Annotated in this window: 10 protein-coding genes; 7 read left to right on the top strand and 3 right to left on the bottom strand. The window is 69.2% G+C overall.

The genetic code is table 11. From position 1 onward, the window contains the following. The first annotated feature begins 200 nt into the window (after nt 1-200). The 4 genes from GPA27_RS12150 to GPA27_RS12135 all read left to right on the top strand — a co-directional run bounded on the left by GPA27_RS12150 (nt 201) and on the right by GPA27_RS12135 (nt 4249). Nucleotides 201-1604: a sensor histidine kinase gene (locus GPA27_RS12150; RefSeq protein WP_169140767.1), complete on the top strand. Its 1404-nt coding sequence runs from the start codon at nt 201-203 to the stop codon at nt 1602-1604. Then, complete coding sequence (locus tag GPA27_RS12145) at nt 1594-2247, top strand: permease (RefSeq protein WP_169140765.1); 654 nt, start codon at nt 1594-1596, stop codon at nt 2245-2247. Before GPA27_RS12150 ends, GPA27_RS12145 begins: the two co-directional genes overlap by 11 nt. Then, entirely contained in the window at nt 2244-3677 is a 1434-nt protein-coding gene (locus GPA27_RS12140; RefSeq protein WP_169140763.1) for a sigma 54-interacting transcriptional regulator, read from the top strand. The genes GPA27_RS12145 and GPA27_RS12140 overlap by 4 nt, the downstream gene beginning before the upstream one ends. 230 nt (nt 3678-3907) lie before the next feature. Beyond that, a complete protein-coding gene (locus GPA27_RS12135) occupies nt 3908-4249 on the top strand; it encodes a BON domain-containing protein (protein WP_169140761.1) in 342 nt (113 codons plus the stop codon). A 40-nt stretch (nt 4250-4289) separates the two neighbouring features. On the opposite strand, the gene tldD is transcribed toward GPA27_RS12135, so the two are convergent. From tldD to GPA27_RS12120, 3 genes are all read right to left on the bottom strand, one after another. Then, entirely contained in the window at nt 4290-5735 is a 1446-nt protein-coding gene (tldD, locus tag GPA27_RS12130; protein ID WP_169140760.1) for a metalloprotease TldD, read from the bottom strand. Nucleotides 5736-5811: 76 nt separating this feature from the next. Continuing rightward, nucleotides 5812-6660, bottom strand: coding sequence for a carbon-nitrogen hydrolase family protein (locus GPA27_RS12125; protein ID WP_211164961.1), 849 nt, complete (start codon nt 6658-6660; stop codon nt 5812-5814). A 5-nt stretch (nt 6661-6665) separates the two neighbouring features. Continuing rightward, nucleotides 6666-10565, bottom strand: a complete 3900-nt coding sequence (locus GPA27_RS12120; protein WP_246261052.1) for a YhdP family protein — start codon at nt 10563-10565, stop codon at nt 6666-6668. A 142-nt stretch (nt 10566-10707) separates the two neighbouring features. On the opposite strand from GPA27_RS12120, the gene glnE reads away from it, so the two are divergent. From glnE to GPA27_RS12105, 3 genes are all read left to right on the top strand, one after another. Next, nucleotides 10708-13392, top strand: a complete 2685-nt coding sequence (gene glnE, locus GPA27_RS12115) for a bifunctional [glutamate--ammonia ligase]-adenylyl-L-tyrosine phosphorylase/[glutamate--ammonia-ligase] adenylyltransferase (protein WP_169140758.1) — start codon at nt 10708-10710, stop codon at nt 13390-13392. Nucleotides 13393-13514: 122 nt separating this feature from the next. Continuing rightward, the gene (locus tag GPA27_RS12110; RefSeq protein ID WP_169140757.1) at nt 13515-15041 is read left to right on the top strand and encodes a CYTH and CHAD domain-containing protein; all 1527 of its coding nucleotides are present in this window, start codon (nt 13515-13517) and stop codon (nt 15039-15041) included. A 62-nt stretch (nt 15042-15103) separates the two neighbouring features. Next, complete coding sequence (locus tag GPA27_RS12105) at nt 15104-15556, top strand: SixA phosphatase family protein (protein WP_169140756.1); 453 nt, start codon at nt 15104-15106, stop codon at nt 15554-15556. Nucleotides 15557-15657 lie beyond the last annotated feature (101 nt).

Here is a 15657-nt window from a genome sequence, read left to right as displayed (position 1 = left end):
CGAAACAGGGGCAAATTCTGTCGCCGCATGGCGACAGTTGGAACACCCTAAATACTCATCATGCTGTTTTGATTGATGTTTGATGCGTCGCTGCGAGGCGACACGGAAAACGTTCAGAAACACTGCCTTGCACTTGCTTACGACGCTGGCGTCCGCTCGGCACCTACACTCTCGTGCTGGTTTCCGAAGATCATCCAGCCATGTCGCGCCTGTCCTTCAGTCATTCGCTGCTTGCCAGCTTCCTGCTCGTTGCAGCGATCCTGGGCGCTACCGCGCTGGGGGGGCTGATCACGCTGGAGGAGTTCGCGACGCGGCACCGCGAGAGTGTCGGCGATGCGCTGAAGTATTCAAGCGCAGTGCAGCAGCTGGGCGAGCGCAGCGTCGACATGGAGCGCAGCGCGCGCCAGTTCCTCGTACTCAAGGATCCGTTGCTGCGCGAGCGCTTCGAGCAGGCGCGGGACGAGTCGCTGGTGGCCCTGCAGACCATTGCCGCGCTGCGCGCGCCGAGCGTGAGTGCGCTGGTCGACGAGTGGCGCGCCGCGGCCGATTCCGCCAGGACGGCGCTCGCCGAGGGCGGCACTGCTGAAGCGGCCACGGACGCACTGAGCCGGGTGCCGCCGCTGAACGAGCAGCTCGCCGGCGAGGTGCAGGCGCAGCTCGGCCAGCAGAGCCGGACGCTGCTCGAACAGCTCGACGCGAACCGCGACAGACTGGCCTGGCATGTGCTTGCGGCGATCATCGCCGCCTGCACCTTTGCTGCGCTCACGGGCTGGTGGCTGCTGCGCCCGATCAACCGCCTCGAGGCCGCGATCGAGGCGCTGGGCGAGAGCCGCTTCGACGAACAAGTGGCGATTCCCGGCCCGGCCGACCTGCGCCGCGTCGGTCGCCGCCTGGATTGGTTGCGCCTGCGGCTGGCGGATTTCGAGGCGAACCGCAACCGCGTGCTGCGTCATGTCTCGCATGAACTGAAGACGCCGCTCGCCTCGGTGCGCGAAGGGATTGCGCTGCTGGAAGACGGCGTGGTCGGCGAGTTGAGCGGCGAACAGCGCGAGGTGGTTGCGATCCTGCAACACAACACGCATGCGCTGCAGGAGCGCATCGAGGATCTGCTGGGTTACAACGCCGCGGTGTTCCACGCGCGCAACCTGCGCCGGCGCCCGGTGATGCTGAGGGCGCTGGCGGAATCGGTCATCGCCGAACAGCAGTTGCCGATCCAGACCCGCAACCTGAAGGTCGTGCTGCACGGCGATCCGCCGCCGTTCAGCGCCGACCCCGACAAGCTGCGCATCGTGCTGGCTAACCTGCTCGCGAACGCGGTGTCCTTCAGTCCGCGCGACGGCGAGATCCGCGTGACGCTGAGCACGCATCCGGGCTGGGTGCGCGTCGACTGCCTCGACCAGGGGCCCGGCGCCGCAGCGGAGGAGGCCGAACGCATCTTCGACCCCTTCTTCCAAGGCACCCGGCAGCCGGAGGAGCCACGCCACGGCAGCGGACTCGGGTTGTCTATCGTGCGCGAGTTCGTCGTCGCCCACGGCGGACGCGTCGGACTGCAGCCGTCGGCAAGAGGTGCCTATTTCAGGATCGAACTTCCGAATGAGCGTTGACTTCACCCACGACCGCCCGCCGGTCAGCAGCGTCGCGTCGCGCTGCGACCGCAGGGCGCTTGCCGGACTTGTGCTGATGTTGGCGACCGTCCTACCCGGCTGCACGACCGTGCGCAGCGCGACGGCCGAGCTGCCCGCCCTACCGCCGATGCCGCCCCTGCTCGGCAACACCAATACGCCGGTGCGGAACGCTCTCGCCTACCACGAGACGATTCGCGGCATGAACACCGCCGAGCTCGCGCGCGAACGTTCGGCGCTGTCCGGCGCCGGCAACGCTCCGCTCGTGCAGATGAAGCAGGTCATGCTGCTGAGCCATCCGCAGGGGAACAACAACCTGCAGCGCGCGCAGTCCTTGCTGGAGGCGATCAACGGATCGGAGAAGCCGGATGCCGTGGCGCTGCAACCGCTCGCCCGCCTGCTGGCCGAGCAGCTGCAGGAACGCGTGCGCCTGGAAAACACCGCGGACCGCCTTACGCAGCAGCTCGAGCGAACCGGACAGCAGCTCAAGGATGCCCAGAAACAGAGCGACCAGCTTCAGGAGAAGCTCGACGCATTGACCGAAATCGAACGCACGCTGCCGGCGCGCCCGTCGACGCCGACGCCGCCGCTGCCGTCATCGCGGGAAAGGAGAAGCGAAAAATGAGGACGAGCCCTTCCACGACAGGCGCAGCGAAGACGGCGCAGGACGGCGCCCACCTGCTGGTTGTCGACGACGATGCCGACCTGCTGCGGCTGCTGTCGATGCGACTGCGCGCGAGCGGCTATCGTGTCAGTACGGCCGAGAGCGCCGAGGCCGCACTGGCCTGCCTGGCCGTGGAACGTTTCGGTCTGGTGCTGAGCGACGTGCGCCTGCCGGACCGCGACGGATTGCTGCTGTTCGAGGAGATCCGCCAGACCTGGCCGGCGCTGCCGGTGATCCTGCTGACCGCGCACGGCACGATCCCGGATGCAGTGGAGGCAACCTCGCGCGGCGTGTTCGGTTATCTGACCAAGCCGTTCGACAGCAAGGCCCTGCTCGGCAAGATCGCGCAGGCGCTGCAGATCGCGGGTACGCCCCACGCCTGCGAGGAGGGCACGGCGTCCACCGGCTGGCGCGACGCGATCATCAGCCACAGCAGCCGCATGGCGACGGTGCTGGACGAGGCCCAGCTTGTCGCCGCTTCGGATGCGAGCGTGCTGATCCGTGGCGACAGCGGCACCGGCAAGGAGCTGCTGGCGCGCGCGATCCACGATGCCAGCCCGCGCGCGGCCCGTCCCTTCATCGCGATCAACTGCGGCGCGATTCCCGAACAGCTGCTCGAATCGGAACTCTTCGGCCACGTGAAGGGCGCCTTCACCGGCGCCGCAAGCGCGCACACGGGCCTGTTCCAGGCCGCGGATGGCGGCACGGTGTTCCTCGACGAGATCGGCGACATGCCGCTCGCGCTGCAGGTGAAGCTGCTGCGGGTACTGCAGGAGCGCGCGGTGCGTCCGGTCGGTGCGAGCCGCGCGCAGGAGATCGACGTGCGCATCCTGTCGGCGACCCACCGCGACCTCGAAGCGGCGCTGATCGCCGGTACGTTCCGCGAGGATCTGTTTTATCGCCTGAACGTCGTCTGCCTGAACCTGCCGACGCTGGACGAACGGCGCGAGGACATCCCGCTGCTGGCGAACCACTTCCTGCGCGGTCTCGCACGCAAGTACCAGAAGCGGCTGCGCGGCTTCGCACCGGAGGCGCTCGAGGCGCTCACCACCGCGGCGTGGCCGGGCAACATCCGCCAGCTGCAGAACGTCGTGGAACAGGCCAGCGCGCTCGCGACGACGCCGCTGATCCCGCTTGCGCTGGTCGAGCGCGCGCTGCGCGGGCCAAGCCTCGAGGCGTTGAGCTACGCCGAAGCGAAAATGCGCTTCGAGCGCAACTACCTGATCCAGCTGCTGAAGCTCACCGATGGCAACGTGTCCGACGCGGCCCGCCTCGCGGACCGTAACCGCACCGAGTTCTACCGCCTGCTGCAGCGACACTCGCTGACGCCCAGCCTGTTCCGTGGCGACAGCGCCGATGTCGCCCGCGAGCGACAGCATGAATTCAACTAAATCAGTAACTTGCGCAATGCCGCCGATTGCCGTCGGGGAATAACGACACATTTCGGCGGCGATTGGAATTCCGGACTCCGCGTGGGCGGGGAAATGCGCCGGCAAGTGCCCCCAGTCCGCGTCTGCACTTGGCCTTGACGGAAGCTGGCACGTCACCTGCTGTAAGAAGAGCGAAGCGCGTCCCCAGCCGGGAACGCAACTCCATGACTCTTCGCAGAAGGAGCGCCAACGTGATCACCCGCAAGAACATCGCTTCCTTTCTCACCACCAGCGCCATCGCATTCTGTGTCGGCGCGCCGGCACAGGCAGACAGCCTCGTGGCAGTGGCTCAGGCCACGGCCGCCGTGGCGCGCGACGAACACGATCACAACCTCCAGCGCGAGATCAAGTCGGCGATCGGCGCCGACCCCGAGCTGCGTGCCGCGCACATCGCGGTGTCGGCGCACGCGGGACGCGTGACGCTGGCCGGCGTCGTCGTCAATGAGGAACAGCGCGCCCGCGCCCAGCGTACCGCGCTGAACGTGCGCGGCGTGCGTCTGGTCGAGAACGCGCTGGAACTGGCGGAACGCTGAACCGTCGGCGCGCCGCCAATGCCGGGATCCCCCCGCCCGGTCAGGCGGTGCCGCCGACGGTCAGCCCGTCGAGGCGCAGCGTGGGCTGGCCGACGCCTACCGGGACGCTCTGGCCGTCCTTGCCGCAGGTGCCGACGCCCGGATCGAGGGCCATGTCGTTGCCGATCATCGACACGCGCGTGAGCGCATCCGGGCCGTTGCCGATCAGTGTCGCGCCCTTCACCGGACGGGTGACCTTGCCGTTTTCGATGAGGTAGGCCTCGGCGGTCGAGAACACGAACTTGCCGGAGGTGATGTCGACCTGGCCGCCACCGAAGTTCACCGCGTACAGGCCTTTCTTCACCGACTTGATGATCTCCTCGGGCGCCTTGTCGCCGTTCAGCATGTAGGTGTTGGTCATGCGCGGCAGCGGCAGGTGGGCGAAGGATTCGCGCCGGCCGTTGCCGGTGGGCTTCACCCCCATGAGGCGGGCGTTCATCGTGTCCTGCATGTAGCCGGTGAGGATGCCGTCCTCGATCAGCACGGTGCGCTCGGTCGGATTGCCCTCGTCGTCGATCGTCAGCGAACCGCGCCGGTCGGGCAGCGTGCCGTCGTCGACGACCGTGACGCCCTTCGCCGCCACCTGCTGGCCCATGCGTCCGGAGAAGGCCGAGCTGCCCTTGCGGTTGAAATCACCCTCGAGGCCGTGGCCGATCGCCTCGTGCAGCAGGATGCCGGGCCAGCCGGGGCCGAGCACGACGCTCATCGTGCCGGCCGGCGCGGGGCCGGCGGCAAGGTTGGTGCGCGCCTGATGCACCGCCGCGCGCGCGTACTCCTGCAGGCGATCGTCGTCGAAGTAGCCGTAGTCGAAGCGCCCGCCACCGCCGGCGCTGCCCTGCTCGCGGTGGCCCTTGTCTTCCATGATCACGGTGACCGACACGCGCACCAGCGGGCGGACGTCGGCCGCCATGTGGCCGTCGCTGCGCGCGACGAGCACGACTTCCCAGGAGCCGGAGATGTGCGCCATGACCTGCGCGACGCGCGGATCCTCGCCGCGTGCGAAGCCTTCGAGGCGCTCGAGGAGCTTCACCTTGGCGGTGTCGTCGAGCGAGGCGAGCGGGTCCTCGCCGCGGTACAGGCGCGACTTGCCGGCATGCGGGGCGATCGCGACGCTGCGCCGGCCGCCCGCGTCGGCGATCGCGCGCGTCGCTTCGGCGGCTGCGGTGAGGGCGGGCAGCGAGATGTCGTCAGAGTAGGCGAAGGCGGTTTTCTCGCCGCTGATCGCGCGCACGCCGACGCCCTGCTCGATGTTGAAGCTGCCTGACTTGACGATGCCTTCCTCGAGGCTCCAGCCCTCCGAACGGTGGTACTGGAAGTACAGGTCGGCGTAGTCGAGGCGATGGCGCATCAGCTTGCGGAACACCTTCTCCACTTCCGCCTCGCCCAGATCATAGGGGTTGAGGAGGTAACGGTCGGCGACCTTGAGGGGGTTCTGTGCTCGGCTCATTGTTCGTCCAGGTTGGGGAGGTCCGGTCCATTCGACACGGACAACACGAATAAGGTCAAAAAGGTCGGTGCCGTCGTCAGGCGTTAGCCGTGCCGAGGCAGCGGTGGCGCAGCGCCGGCAGGCTCTCGCGCACGGCGGCGATGCGCGCAGGGTCGAGATCCGCCCACACCACACCCGGTCCTTCGTCGCGGCATGCGAGGACTTCGCCCCACGGGTCGGCGATCAGCGTGTGGCCCCAGGTGACGCGGCCGCTCGGATGGCGCCCGCCCTGGGCCGGCGCCATCACGTAGCACTGGTTCTCGATGGCGCGGGCACGCAGCAGCACCTCCCAGTGGTCGCGGCCGGTGGTGTAGGTGAAGGCCGCGGGCAGGATGATGAGGTCGACCGCGCCCATCGCACGGAAGAGCTCGGGGAAGCGCAGGTCGTAGCACACCGACAGTCCGACACGCCCGCATGGGGCGTCGAAGGTCACCACCGCCCTGCCCGCCTCGATCGTCGCGGCCTCATCATAGCGTTCGGCGCCCTTCTGGAAGCCGAACAGGTGGATCTTGTCGTAGCGCGCGACGCGTTCGCCACTGTCGTCGAACACCAGCGTGGAATTGCGCACTTTGGCGTCGGCGTCGGCCACCAGCGGGATCGTGCCGCCGACGAGCCATATTCCGTGACGCACGGCGGTTTCGCGCATGAAGTCCTGGATCGGGCCGCTGCCCTCGGCTTCGCGGATCGCCACCTTGACGGTCTCGTCGGCAGTGATCAGCGGGAAATATTCGGGCAAGGCGACGAGCTTCGCACCGGCGGCCGCGGCCTCGGCGATCAGCTCGCCGGCGACGCGCAGGTTGTCGCCGACATCGGGGCCGGAGACGGTCTGGATCGCGGCGATACGCACGGGGGGCACCGGGGCTGCGGACGGGGCGGAACGGTTCAAGCTGCTCACTCCTGCTTCGATGGGTCCGCCGTGCCGGGGTTCGCGGCGGAGAGTTTCTCGACTTTCGGGTCGGCCCAGTTGCCGGTAATCGAATAACTGAACGCGAACATCCTCTCGATCGGATCGCTCAACGCCTTCTGCGCGACATACGCGACCACGCCCGCGACCGGGTTGATGAGTCCGGCGGCCGTGCCCAGCGCGACCGATTCGGCCAGCGTCGGCTGCACCCGCACGCGCAGGTCCTGCGTCTCGTCCTCGAGGTCCACGGAACCACTCATCCGCACCCGCGCCGAGGGGCCGCGGATCTGCAGGTCGTCGGTGCGCAACTGCCCCGAAGCCGCCTTGATGCTACCGGAAATGCTATCGAAGGCGAATCCTTCGCTGAACACGTCGCGAAAGTCGAGCGTGAGGCGCCGCGGCAGGGACTGCAGGCTGAGCACGCCAAGGAGGCGCCCCATCCCCGGATTGAGCTTGCGGAACTGCCCGTCCTCGGCCTCGACCATCATCGTTCCGGTCAGCGAGGGATAGTGGATGCGCGTCGGGGCGCCGCGCCAGGCGATCTTGCCCGCCAGCACCGCCTTGCCGCCGCGCACGACCTCCCCGTAGCCGAGCCGGCTTGCGAGCTGACCGATGTCGCGCGCCTCGAGGCGGAAATCCAGATCCGTCTGCGGCCGAGTGCCGGGACGCCACAGGCCGGAACCGCCCAGTTTGCCGTCCGGATTCGCGAGGGACACGGAATCGAGGTGCCACATCCCGCCGCGATTGCGCGCCTGCAATTCGAGACGGCCGAATTCGATGCCGCGCAGCGAGAAGCGGTCGACGACGATGTCGAGGGCAGGCAGGCGGCTCGGCGGTTCCTCCGTTTCCGTGGCGCTCTCGGCCGCATCGGGCGCCTCCGTGGCGGCATCATGGTTCCCGGCCAGGACCAGGCGCTTCAGACGTGCGCGCAGGGTGCCGTCGCCGCCTTCGCGCCAGTCGAAATCCCCCTCGGCCTCGCGGCTTTCGATCCGCCCCTTCCAGCCACCATCGTCGGCACGCGCACTGACATGCGCGTCGCCGAGTTCGTGGCCGAAGCCGGTGAGGCGCTTCGCCCGCAGGTCCACCCCGGCGACGGCGATCGAGCGTCCCGCCTGCGCGTCCTGGTGCTCGCCCGCCGTGGCCGCATCGAGCACCTTGCGCCAGGCATCGACGTCGAATTCGTCGAGTTTCGCCGCGATCGAGAAGCCCGACTCGCCGGAGGGAATTCCGGCATGCACGCCGACCCCGCCGCGCACCGCGCCCCACGCGTCGCCTTCGCGACGGCGCTCCAGCAACAGGTCGCCGCGCCCCTCCAGCGCGACGCTCAGGCTCTCGGATCTGCCATTCGCGGGGAAATCCAGCATCACGCGCAGCGGCCACGCAGCGGCGGCGCTCTTGTTCAGCGGCTCGGGCAGGCTGGACGCGACGCCCGCCAATCCGGAATCGACCACCACGCGCGTGCCCTGCGAACGCACGTCGATGTTGGCCTGCCACTCGGTGCCGCCGGAGAGGTGATCAAGGCCGGGCCAATCGTGCGCCTCGCGCACCGCCTGCACCTTGAGCGCGCCGCGGGCGTCGAAGACCACGCCCCCGTCCTTGGCGGTGCGCGCCGCAAGTTGCATCGGCTCGCCGTACAGGCGTGCGCGCGCCTCGGGGATTTCCAGATCGTTCTCGGTGAAGCGCACCACCCCTGCCGCCTCGGTCAAGGGTGGCAGACCATCGACCACGGTAAGGCGATTGGCCGCGAACCGATACTCGCCCTTCACCGAGCTGGCATCGATGTCGCGCAGCGGCAGCACCAGCTTCAGGTCGAGCGCGCCCGTGCCTTCGGCACGCATCGCATCGGTGAATCCGTTGATGCGCCGCGACACCGGGCTCTCGGAGACGAAACGCAGGAAATCGGCTGTCGGCCCGGATGCGCGGCCATGGATGCTCATGATCTCGCCGCCCGGTGCGTCGAGGTCGGGCACATCGGCGACGACGTTCGCGAGCGCGACGCCGAAGATGCGCGCGCGATCGGCTGTGATGCGCATGCCCGGCCCCTCGAAGCGCACCTCGCCGTCGATGTTGGTGATCGACGGCCACCCCTCGGCGTAGTCCAGCCGCGCGCCGAACACGCGCGTGGTCACGAGGAACTCGCCCGATTTGCGGTCACGGAAGGGAAAATCATCGAGATTGCCCTTCAGGCGCAGGCGCGCATCCGGCACTCGCCCGCCGACGATGCCGTGCCGCAACCAGTTCCGCGTCTCGTCATTCACGACGTGCGGCAGGTAGCGCCACACCGCGCCGCTCTCGGCACGTGTCAGGCGGGCGTTCAGGTCGATCTCGCCGGCCCCCTCGGCGGCGGGCCAATAGCGCCCGGACGCTGTGCCGGTCGCATCGGGATTTTCGAAGTTCGCGCTGTCGAGCGCGATCTCGAGCCGCCCGGCAGATTGCGTCCAGCGTCCGTCCGCGCGCAGGCTCGAAAATCCGACGTGCGACTCGGGGAACACCGCCGGCAATTCCAGCGCGGCGTTCTGGCCGGCAATGCGGAAGCGTCCGCTGCGCTCGTCGCCCTCGAGCTCTCCCGACATGCCCGCGAGGCCGGGAATGGCCCCTTGCGGATTGAGCGCGATGCCGTCGAAACGGGCGTGGATCTTCCACGTCTCGAGCCGCTCGGGTGCGCCGCGCCACTCTAGACGCAGGTCGTCGAGCGTACCCTGCGGCGCGAACGCACCGAGGCGCTGACGCACGGCCGGATCGAACGGCAGGTGCGCCGCCAGGTTGCTGAGCACGCGGAAATCGAGGCGCCCGCTGGTGAACTTGCCGCCGTCCGGCGTGCCGTCGCCGGTGCCGTGCAACACCAGGTCGAGATCCGTGGGCGCGATCGCGAGGCCATCGACGGTCGCGAGCTCCAGCCCGCGCGCCGAGAACTCGATGCCATCCGGCGTGCGCCGCCCCGAAAGGCGCCCGCGCACGCCCGCAAGTTCGAGCACCGGCAGGTCGTCGCCGAGGCGCGTATGCACATCGTCGAGCGCGAGATCGACCGCCAGCGCATTGACGCCCCCGTCCCCGAGTCCGACCCATGCGCGCACCCCGCCCTCACCTGCCAGCGCCACCGGGTAATCGATCCAGGTGCGCCAGCCGCCCAGGCTCGCGTCGTCCGCCGCGAGATACACCTGCCCCAGCCAAGACAAGGGATCGGCCGGCGTGCGGCTCGCCAGGTCGCCACGCACCTCCACCATCGGCGCGAGCTCCGCCGGCGCGTGTGCCTGCAGCGCGAACTGGTAGCGCGGGCCGCTGCGCAGCAGGCGGAACTGCACCCCGGCGAGGTTCAGCTCGGGGGCGCCGCGCAGCGCGTCGGTCCAGCCCAGGCTCGCATCGCGCACGACGATCTCGCGCTGCGCGAACAACCAGTCCGCCAGCGTCCCGTCGGCGGTCTCCTCCGGGTCGATGCGCACGCCGGCGATGTAGATCGCGCCGTCGACCTCGCGCCGCATGGCGAGCACGGGACCGTTCAGCTCGATGCGGTGGAAGTGCGGCTCGGCGCGCAGCAGCGAAGACCACGACAGGGTCGCGTCGATGCTTTCCAGGCGCAGCGCGGGACGCCCGGCGCTGTCCTTGAGTTCGAATCCGGCGAGATGCAGGCGCGGGCGCAGGCCCGACAGGTCGGCGGCCAGGCCCTCGATCGACACCGGCAGCCCGGCCGCATCTGAAATCGCACCGGCCACTTCCTCGCGAAACTCGCCCACACGCGGCACCAGAACCTCGCGCACGAACAAATAACCTGCCCCCGCCACGAACCACGCCACCAGCAGCACGACCGACAGCACGCGCCACAGGCGACCACGACGCGCGGTCGACACCATGGAACGGACGTCAGGAAGGTGGGCGTGGGGAGCGTTCATCGGCAATAAGGCGGGGGCGGCGCTGCGGTGCAAGTGAATGCGGACCGGGTTCGATACAATCCAGTCTGCATCCTGAGCGTCGGCACCAGCTCAAGCGTCCGGGGAACCGCGCATTCTATCAACGATCCTGAGCTCGCCTCCCATGTCCGAATCACTCAAGCAGCCCTCCGAAGCAATTTGTTACGCCGCCACGCTGTCGCGCTACCTGCAGCGCATGCTCGACGGCCGCGCCTGGCTCGCCGAACGGCTCGCAGCCTCGCACGACCGGCCGCTCGACGCCGCGCCGATGCAGGCCTTCATGGCCGCATCCGGGCTCGACGAGGCCCGCCTGCGCGGCACGCTGCGCGACCTGCGCACCTGGGTCATGTGCCACCTCATCGTGCGCGACCTCAACGGCATGGCCGACCTCGCCGAAGTCACCGAAACGATGACCGTGCTCGCCGAAGTCACGATCCGCGCCGCCCACGACGTGCTGCGCGAGGCCATGGTGCAACGCTACGGCGCCCCGGTATCGCAGACCGGCTGGGAGCAGGAGCTGCTCGTTGTCGGCATGGGCAAGCTCGGCGGACGCGAACTCAACGTCTCTTCTGACATCGACCTGATCTTCATCTATCCCGAGGACGGCGAAACCGGCGGGGCGAAGGTCCTCAGCAACTTCGAGTTCTTCGAACGCCTCGGCAAGCAGCTGATCCAGGCGCTGGCCGAGATCACCGAGCACGGCCAGGTGTTCCGCGTCGACATGCGCCTGCGCCCGAACGGCGACTCGGGGCCGCTGGTGTGCTCCTTCGACATGCTGGAGAACTACTTCATCACCCAGGGGCGCGAATGGGAGCGCTACGCGTGGATCAAGGCTCGCGTGCTCGCCGGCGAACGCTTCGAGGAACTGGAGAAGATCGCCCGCCCCTTCGTCTATCGCAAGTATCTCGACTTCGGCGCCATCAACGCGATGCGCGACCTGCACGCGCAGATCCGCCGCGAAGTCGCGCGCCGCGACCGCGCCAACAACATCAAGCTGGGGCCCGGCGGCATCCGCGAGATCGAGTTCATCGCCCAGGTCTTCCAGATCATCCGCGGCGGGCGCGAAACCCAGCTGCAGATCCGCCCGACGCTCAAGGTGCTCGCGCGCCTCGGCGAGCGCGGCTTCCTTGCCCCGGAGGCGGTTGCCGAACTCGGCGAGGCCTACGAATTCCTGCGTCGCCTCGAACACCGCCTGCAGTACCTCGACGACGCGCAGACGCACGACCTGCCCGGCAACGACGAGGACCGCGCACGCATCGCACGCGCGATGGGCTTCCCTGACTTCGCTGCCCTGCTCGACGTGCTCGACCGCTACCGCGCGATGGTGAGCCGGCACTTCGAGCAGGTCTTCGGCGACCCTGCGGAGGAAGGCCATACGCTCGACAGCATGTGGGCCTCGGCCGGCGACTCCGGCCAGGCCGAAGCCACGCTCACCAAGCTGGGCTACCGCGACCCGCCCGCCGCCGCGCGCCGCCTCGCCGCGATCCGCACCGGCAACCGCTACCAGCAACTGCCCAACCACATCCGCAGCCGCCTCGATGCGCTGATCCCGCGTGTCATCGAAGCCGCCGCCAGCACCTCCGGCGCCGACGAGACGCTCGGGCGCTGCCTCGACCTCCTCGAATCGATCAGCCGCCGCGGCGCCTATCTCGCGCTACTGCAGCAATACCCGCAGGCGCTGCGCCGCGTCGCCGACCTCATGAACGCGTCGCGCTGGGCCGCGCAGTTCCTTATCCGTCACCCCATCCTGCTCGACGAACTGCTCGACGCGCGCGTACTCCAGACGGCCCCCGACTGGGCAACGCTGCGCCAGCAGATCGCCGAAGCCGTAGACGCCGCCGAACCCGACATGGAGCGGCAGATGGACATGATGCGCGAACAGCACCACGCGCTCGTGTTCCGGCTGCTGATGCAGGACATCGCCGGCATGCTCACGGTCGAAAAACTCGCCGACCACCTCTCGGCGCTCGCCGACATGATGCTGAACCTGAGCATCCCGACGATCTGGCGCAAGATCAAGATCCGCCATCGCGACGAACCCAAGTTCGCCGTGATCGCCTACGGAAAGCTCGGCGGCAAGGAGCTCGGCTACGCGAGCGACCTCGACCTCGTGTACCTGCACGACGACGACGCGCCCGAAGCACCCGAGGTCTACGCCCGCCTCGGCCAGCGCCTGAACACCTGGCTGTCGAGCCAGACGGCCGCGGGCATCATGTTCGAGACCGACCTGCGCCTGCGCCCCAACGGCGAATCCGGCATGCTCGTATGCTCGCTCGACTCCTTCCGCAAGTACCAGCTCGAGTCCGCCTGGGTGTGGGAGCACCAGGCGCTCACGCGCGCGCGCTTCGCCGCCGGCGACCCGGTGCTCGGCGAAGCCTTCGAACGCATCCGCTGCGAGATCCTGCGCCAGCCGCGCGACCTCGACAAGCTGCACGCCGACGTGCTCGAGATGCGCCACAAGATGCGCGATGCACACGCGGGCAAGAGCGAGCTCTTCGATCTCAAGCACGATCTCGGCGGCCTTATCGACGTCGAGTTCCTCGTCCAGTACCTCGTGCTCGGCCATGCGCATCAATATCCGGAGCTCACCGGCAACCTCGGCAACATCGCCCTGCTGCGCATCGCCGGCGATCTCAACCTGATCCCGGCCGGCCTCGCGGGCCGCTGCGGCGACAGCTACCGCATGTTCCGCCACCTGCAGCACCGCCAGCGCCTCAACGACCTGCCCTCGCGCGTCCAGCCGCTGGAAGTGGCGTTCGCGCGCGAATCGGTGCGCCGACTGTGGCAGCTGGTGTTCAGCGAGGACTGACGCAGGGCATGCCGCCAGGGCGCGCAAACACCGGCTGAAATGTTTCACCCGGCACTTGCGCGCATGACGCGGAGCTGGCGCGCGCATAGAATCAGCCCCCTACCATCGGGTGAACGAGCCTCATGAGCCAGGAAATCGAACTCAAACTCGCGCTGCCCCCCAAGGCCCTGGCCGCGCTGCGGCGCCATCCGCTGGTGGCCGGCGCCGCCCGCCAGGGGAGCGCCAAGACGCTCGACAACACCTATTTCGACACGCCGGACCTGCGGCTCAAGGAGCGCAAGATCGCCCTGCGCACCCGCCGGCACGGGCGCGTCGAACTGCAGACCGTGAAGTGCGCGGCCGAATCCACGACCGGCCTCACCAGCCGACCCGAGTGGGAACAGCCTTTTTCCGGCAGCTTCGACTTCAGCGCGGTCGATGCCCCCAAGGTGCGCAAGCTCCTCACCCGCCACGCGCCCGACCTCGCACCCGTCTTCTCGACCCGCTTCCGGCGCGAAACGCGCCTGTTTGCGCCCGACGACAAGGTGCGCATCCTGATGATGATCGACACCGGGGAAGTCGTCGCCGGCGATCGGCGCGCGCCGATCAGCGAACTCGAGCTCGAACTCGTCGCCGGCACGCCGCTCGACCTGCTGCTGCTCGCCTGCCGCCTCGCCGCCGACAACCCGCTGATGCCCAGCGACATCAGCAAGGCCGAACGCGGCTACGCGCTCCACCTCGGCACACGGCAAGCGCCCGCGCGCGCCGAAGCGTCGGCCATCGGCACCGGCGACTCGCCGCTCGCGGCCTTCCGCGCCCTCGCCTATTCCTGCCTGCGCCAGTGGCAGGCCAACGCCGTCGGCGCGACCGAGGACGGCGCGCCCGAATTCATCCACCAGTTGCGCGTCGCCTTGCGGCGCCTGCGCACCCTGCTGAGCCTCTTCGCGCCGATCCTGCCCGCCGAATTCGTCGAACACTGGCGCGCGCGCCTCGGCGAGAACGCGCGCACCTTCGCCGAAGCGCGCGATCTGGACGTCCTGTACAACGAGATCCTCGCACCGGTGGCCACCGACGAAGCCGGGCACAGCGGCAGCGAGGCCGACTCCGTCATCGCGCTGGCCGAGCGCATCCGCGCCGAACGCGAGCGCGCGCGCAGCGAGTCCGTGCATGCGCTCGACCCTGCCGCCCAGGGCCGCCTCATGATCGGCCTGACCGCGGCACTGCACGCCCTGCCGGACGACGGCGCCCGGGGCGACCGCGCGCTCGCCGACTTCGCGGTGCGCCAGCTCGAGCGCCTGCGCAAGAAGGTCCGACGCCGCCATGCCGCGGCGGCCGACCGCAGCCGCACCCACCTGCACGCACTGCGCATCGCCCTCAAGCGCCTGCGCTATGCGCTCGAGTTCTTCGCCCCGCTGTTGCCAGCCAAGCCTACCCGGCGCTACGTTGCGACCATCGTCCGCGCCCAGAACGCGCTCGGTTTCGTGCACGACATCGATGTCGCGCGCGTCCGCCTCGCGCACTACGCCGGCGACGACCCGCAGCTGCGCGCCGCGGCGGCCTTCGTGTGCGGCTGGCACGGCCCCGGCTACGCCCGCCTCGGCCGCCGCGCGCTGCGCGACGTCGCGCGCCTGCTGGGCGAAGACGCCCCGTGGGCGGCGGCGCGCGGCTGAGCCGTCATCGCGCGGCAACACTCGCCCCATAGGCTGTCGCACCTTTGGACACGGAGGACACGATGGATCTGTTGCTGTGGCGCCATGCCGAAGCGGTCGACGGCAGTCCCGACCACACGCGCGAACTGACCGAACGCGGCCTGCGCCAGGCGCAGCGCATGGCCGCCTGGCTGGAAGAGCGCCGCCCCAAGCGCCTGCGCGTGCTCGTCAGCCCGACCGTGCGTACCCGCCAGACTGCCAGCGCCTTCACCGACCGCTTCGAGATCGTCCCCGCCCTGGGCCCCGAAGGCAGCGTCGCCGACCTGCTCGCCGCCACCGGCTGGCCGGACTCCGCCGGCCCCTGCCTCGTCGTCGGCCATCAGCCGGCGCTCGGGCGCATGGCCGCCCTGCTGCTCGCGGGCGTGGAAGCCGACTGGACGATCAAGAAGGGCGCACTGTGGTGGTTCAGCAACCGCGTGCGCGAGGGCGAAACCCAGAACGTGCTGCGCGCCGTCGTTCCCCCCGACCTCGCCTGACGCCGGCCGCAGCGCGGCCGGGTTGCGGCCGCCGCGGCGCCCCCTTTGCGCGGCGCAAAAAATGTCGCGAATCGACATCGCGGACGCGGCGCTTGCCGTAA

The sequence above is a fragment of the Aromatoleum toluolicum genome (assembly GCF_012911005.2).
Taxonomy (GTDB): domain Bacteria; phylum Pseudomonadota; class Gammaproteobacteria; order Burkholderiales; family Rhodocyclaceae; genus Aromatoleum; species Aromatoleum toluolicum.
The sequence above is the reverse complement of the archived record's forward strand: the minus strand, read 5'-3'. Positions and strand labels throughout refer to the sequence as shown.

Coding starts and splice junctions, on each gene's coding strand:
- GPA27_RS12120 (WP_246261052.1), bottom strand. CDS start 10,565: ATGAACGCTCCCCACGCCCACCTTCCTGACGTCCGTTCCATGGTGTCG.
- GPA27_RS12105 (WP_169140756.1), top strand. CDS start 15,104: ATGGATCTGTTGCTGTGGCGCCATGCCGAAGCGGTCGACGGCAGTCCC.
- glnE (WP_169140758.1), top strand. CDS start 10,708: ATGTCCGAATCACTCAAGCAGCCCTCCGAAGCAATTTGTTACGCCGCC.
- GPA27_RS12110 (WP_169140757.1), top strand. CDS start 13,515: ATGAGCCAGGAAATCGAACTCAAACTCGCGCTGCCCCCCAAGGCCCTG.
- tldD (WP_169140760.1), bottom strand. CDS start 5,735: ATGAGCCGAGCACAGAACCCCCTCAAGGTCGCCGACCGTTACCTCCTC.
- GPA27_RS12140 (WP_169140763.1), top strand. CDS start 2,244: ATGAGGACGAGCCCTTCCACGACAGGCGCAGCGAAGACGGCGCAGGAC.
- GPA27_RS12145 (WP_169140765.1), top strand. CDS start 1,594: ATGAGCGTTGACTTCACCCACGACCGCCCGCCGGTCAGCAGCGTCGCG.
- GPA27_RS12150 (WP_169140767.1), top strand. CDS start 201: ATGTCGCGCCTGTCCTTCAGTCATTCGCTGCTTGCCAGCTTCCTGCTC.